The following is a 4,177-nucleotide window of genomic DNA, read 5'->3' on the forward strand; positions in this document are numbered from 1 at the left end:
CACGCACAGCAGCTTGCGCAACGGCCGGGAGCTGGGCTCCGTACTGACGACCGCTGGAACCATGAGTTCTGCGGCGTTGCACGGCGCGGACCCCCTGGCAGGCTACTCCCCCTCAGACGGCGCGCAGTGTACTGCCTTTGCCGCGAAAAGTGCGATTGATGTCGTTGACCTCGCAAGTCAGTGTCCATTGCACAAGTGCACGTTCGAAGCCGGACACGGCCCGCCTCAGCAACGCGGCGAAGCCCGCCGCCGAAACAACTGACGATGCGCTTTTCTCGAAGTAATGGATCGTGAAATGCGCATTGATGCGAAGTGTCGGATGCAGGAAACTCTTGTCCGTGCGCTGCCCACGAAGTGGCGGCCGCAATTCGGACCGCAAGCCGAACGCTGCATATACAACAGTATCCCGAGGCGGATCCTGTCGCAGCGCGATTGCCAGGCGCCGGTGCAAGCGGCGTATGGAATCAGGCGTGTTGAGCGAATGCTGACTTGGCGAGGTCCGTTATCCAATTGGAGCAGGAGTAGCAAATGGGTTTGTTCGACATGTTCAAGGGCGATTCGGGCGAGAAGATGACGCCGCATATGGCCCTGGCCACGAGCCTGCTGTACATGATGTCCGCTGACGGAGAGATGGATCATGAGGAGATCGGCCACCTGCTGTCGGTCCTGGGTGGTCAGGAGAACGCCAACGGCACCGTGGGCGTCGGCGCCCAGAATCAGGCGTTGCTCGACAACGCGCTGAAGTACCGCCGCAAGCACTCGATCGACGACTTCCTCAAAGAAGCCACGCCGCTGCTGAGCGATGCGCAGAAGATGTGCATCCTGGCCAACCTGATCGACTCGTCGCTGTCGGACGGCCAGCCCGAGCCCGAGGAGCAGGCCGTCTTCGGCAAGTTCCTGCAGGCCTTTGGCGTGTCCGAGGCCCGTTTCCAGCCGTTCTTCGAAGTGATCGTTCTGAAGAACGACCGCTCGGTGTTCGTCAAGCAGGACCACCCCAAGAACCAGGCCGGCTACCAGGTCAAGCTCAGCGTCCCGGCCTGATGCCCGATCGCGTGCCGGGTCAGTGACGAACTTGCCCGGCGTGCATTGGCGCCCCGCTTGCGCTTTTACGGCTCTCACCCGCGAAACAGCTTGTCCCGGGCCGTGCTCGTGACCGCGGCCACGCAGGGGTGCGTGATGCGGCGCTCAGCCGAGACGGCGTAATACTCCTCCACCAGCGCCTGCGTGCGGCCGATGGTGCGAACGCCGTACTGTGCCTGCGTCTCGGCTTCGAGCACGGTGGGCGTCATGAAGATGCCGCGACCTTCACTCCCGAAGGCTTTCATGAGCGCCGCGTCATCGAACTCCGCAATCATGCGCGGTCGCAGCCGCTGCTCGGCCAGCCAGGTGTCGAGCCGCCGTCTCATGGCCGAGGCCGCTCCCTGCAGCAGCACGGGCGCACCGTCCAGGCACTGCGGGAAGTCGCCCTGGAGTTGCCGTTGCAGTGAAGGCGTGGCGAAGAAGCTCATAGCGGTGGAGCCCAGCGCATGGTTGAAGGCGCGTACGCTGAGCTGCCGGCCCATGGGCTCGTCTGCAATGACGAGGTCGAGCCGGTGCACTGCCAGCTGGGCCAGTAGATCCTGGAACTTGCCTTCATGGCAAAACAGCCGTACCTGCGCCGCGGCGTCGAGCGCCGGCTCGATCAGGCGGTACGCGATGGCCTTGGGCACCGAGTCAGCGACGCCCACCCTGAAACTCATGACCTGCGGCCCTTCGCTGGAGCGGCCTATCACGGTCTCCAGCTCATCTGCGAGGGTGAACACCTGGTCCGCGTAGCCCAGCGCGACACGTCCCTCGTCGGTGAGCTCCAGCCCTCGGCCCTGCTTGCGAAACAGCGCACAGCCCAGCCGATCTTCCAGCTGCTTGATCTGTGCCGACAGTGTCTGCGGCGTGGTGTGCAGCTGCTCGCCAGCGCGGACGACCCCGCCGGCCTTGGCCGCAGCCCAGAAGTAGTGCAGGTGCTTGAAGTTGAGCATGGCGTTTCAACGATGCGTTTTTCTCGAAATCACGCATCATAAAGCGCGCATTGTTTCGAAGTGTCGCGGGCAGTAGAGTTGCCCTACAACGCCATCCATCAGGAGAAAGCCGTGACCCTTCGAACTTTCAACCAAGGCAGCAGCGGTTACGCGCTGCCTGCCGCGCAGCGCAACCGCGTGCTGCGCAACACCTACTGGCTGCTGGCGCTGTCGATGGTGCCCACCGTGGCGGGCGCCTGGCTGGGCATCGCCACAGGGCTGTCCAGCGCGATGTCGCCGATGGTGAGCCTGGTGGTGTTTCTCGCGGGTGCCTTTGGCTTCATGTTCGCCATCGAGCGCACCAAGGACTCCGCGGCCGGCGTGCCGGTGCTGCTGGCCTTCACCTTCTTCATGGGCCTGATGCTCTCGCGCCTGGTGGGCACGGTGCTGGGCCTCTCGAACGGCGCGAGCCTGGTGATGACGGCCTTTGCCGGCACGGGCGGCATCTTCTTTGGCATGGCGATGCTGTCCACGGTGATCAAGCGCGACTTGACCTCGATGGGCAAGTGGCTCTTCGTGGGCGTGGTGATGCTGATGGTGGCGGGCGTCGCCAACATCTTTGTGCAGTCCAGTGCGCTGATGATCACGCTGTCGGTGCTGGCCATCGGCATCTTCTCGGCCTTTATCCTGCATGACCTCAAGCGCGTGCAAGACGGCCTGGAGACCAACTACATCACGGCCACGCTGGGCGTGTACCTGAGCCTGTTCAACGTGTTCCAGTCGTTGCTGGCCCTGCTGGGAATCTTCGGCGGCCGCGAGGAGTAAAGGTACGCCCGGTGGCTGCGAGGCGTCAGGCGCACTTGCTGCCAGCTCTACGGCTGCGCGCTTGACGCGCCTTGATATTCAGGCCCTGGATTTCCAGGGCCTCATTCATCGGCTATCGCAGCGGCGATGGACCGCAAGCCCAGCAACAAGCTTGAATGAGCCGCGGTGCACGACGCGCGTGTTCCGAGAGGCTAACGACGGCTACTCGCGGCGAACGTGCCTGCGCACGAGCACGGTGCAGACGGCCAGGATCGAGAGCTTGTAGTAGGCAAACAGCCCCTCGATGAAGGCAGGCTCCCGCGAGCCCGGGTGGGGAATCGCCCCGCCGGCCAGCGCGCTCAAGGTGCCGATGCCGGCCATCACGAACGCGGCTCGCACGTCGTGCCAAGCCACCCAGACCACTGGTGCGGCGAAGATCAGCGTGCTGCGAACCGCCTGCTCGCGGCTCGCATTGATCAGTGTCCAGGACAGGAGCCAGGCAAAACCTAGGACAACGGCTCGGCGTAGGGGGCTCGGCGACGGAAGCATGGCAGCGTGTGGTCCTTGGCATAAGCATGAAAATCCGGCCCAGCGCTGTAAGCCGCCACCAGGCGAGCGGCGACATGGAAGCCACCGCCATGGCCGTCCCCCGTGCAGGCCCGGGCGGCTAGCGGCGCGGCTCAAGCGGCGGCGGCGGCGCGTCGCCCGCGCCAGCACGAGGGTCGTCATCGGTGCGGTGATAGACAGCACGGTGATGATCAACTGCACGTGCAGCGACAGACCGGCGCTTGTGCACTGAGACGTAAGCGCTGGAGGCTAGCGTCGTAACCTAGGCTGCCAGCGTCGAGGCAAGCGCTGGCGCGTGCATTCACACGAAAAAGTCGGACAGCCGCCGCAGCCCTGGCCCGGATGTTTTGCCAGTAAAGCTCGTCAATTCCGGTTGTCCATTGACGTCAAGCATCAATGGCAAGGCGCTTCGGCATGGGCCTGCCGACCTCTGTTGGCGAGATATCCAGGTTAGAGCGCTGTGGTCGGGGCACACACCGTCGTGGCTTGGCAGGCGACATGTGCCCTGCTGCGAGCCAGGAATGGGGCCTTTGTCTATCGTGTGCCAGTCGTCATGCCCGCATCTTCACCAGACTCAACACGGAGCCGACCATCGACTGGGCCAGTTCTCTCTCGCCAACGAACACCTTCCCAGCGCCGTCGCGCTCCAGCAGATCCGCCTCTTCCTCGTTATGGCTCCGAACGATGACGTTGACACCGGGGTTCAACGTGCGTGCTATTTCGACCATCGACCGTACTTGAACTGTTTCTGATGTGGCGATGACAAGGGCGCGCGCGTCACGAATGTGTGCCTGAATGAGCACGCCTTCCTC

General features: G+C 63.8%; 6 protein-coding genes. 2 read left to right on the forward strand and 4 right to left on the reverse strand.

The window, feature by feature from the left end:
* Positions 1–112 precede the first annotated feature (112 nt).
* Positions 113–379: a hypothetical protein gene (locus H537_RS54275; protein WP_156902294.1), complete on the reverse strand. Its 267-nt coding sequence runs from the start codon at positions 377–379 to the stop codon at positions 113–115.
* 149 nt (positions 380–528) lie between these two features.
* Here H537_RS54275 and H537_RS0140145 point away from each other — a divergent pair, with 149 nt between their 5' ends.
* Complete coding sequence (locus H537_RS0140145; protein WP_029001579.1) at positions 529–1,041, forward strand: tellurite resistance TerB family protein; 513 nt, start codon at positions 529–531, stop codon at positions 1,039–1,041.
* 74 nt (positions 1,042–1,115) lie between these two features.
* Here the strand turns inward: H537_RS0140145 and nhaR are convergent, their stop codons facing one another.
* Positions 1,116–2,015 (reverse strand): transcriptional activator NhaR, encoded by a 900-nt coding sequence (gene nhaR / locus H537_RS0140150; RefSeq protein WP_029001578.1) that lies wholly within the window; start codon positions 2,013–2,015, stop codon positions 1,116–1,118.
* Positions 2,016–2,126: 111 nt separating this feature from the next.
* Here nhaR and H537_RS0140155 point away from each other — a divergent pair, with 111 nt between their 5' ends.
* Positions 2,127–2,819 carry a Bax inhibitor-1 family protein gene (locus H537_RS0140155; RefSeq protein WP_029002322.1) on the forward strand — a complete coding sequence of 231 codons (693 nt, stop codon included), beginning with the start codon at positions 2,127–2,129 and terminating at the stop codon, positions 2,817–2,819.
* Between the two features lie 201 nt (positions 2,820–3,020).
* Here the strand turns inward: H537_RS0140155 and H537_RS48660 are convergent, their stop codons facing one another.
* Both H537_RS48660 and H537_RS52155 read right to left on the reverse strand, forming a co-directional pair.
* Complete coding sequence (locus H537_RS48660) at positions 3,021–3,347, reverse strand: hypothetical protein (RefSeq protein WP_043462402.1); 327 nt, start codon at positions 3,345–3,347, stop codon at positions 3,021–3,023.
* Between the two features lie 569 nt (positions 3,348–3,916).
* The coding region (locus H537_RS52155) for an NAD-binding protein (RefSeq protein WP_211235169.1) at positions 3,917–4,177 on the reverse strand (261 nt) is incomplete at its 5' end.

It is taken from the genome of Azohydromonas australica DSM 1124, from assembly GCF_000430725.1.
Classification (GTDB): domain Bacteria; phylum Pseudomonadota; class Gammaproteobacteria; order Burkholderiales; family Burkholderiaceae_C; genus Azohydromonas; species Azohydromonas australica.

Bases quoted from the DNA above. Each gene is read 5' to 3' on its own strand.
- H537_RS0140145 (WP_029001579.1), top strand. From the start codon at position 529: ATGGGTTTGTTCGACATGTTCAAGGGCGATTCGGGCGAGAAGATGACG.
- nhaR (WP_029001578.1), bottom strand. From the start codon at position 2,015: ATGCTCAACTTCAAGCACCTGCACTACTTCTGGGCTGCGGCCAAGGCC.
- H537_RS48660 (WP_043462402.1), bottom strand. From the start codon at position 3,347: ATGCTTCCGTCGCCGAGCCCCCTACGCCGAGCCGTTGTCCTAGGTTTT.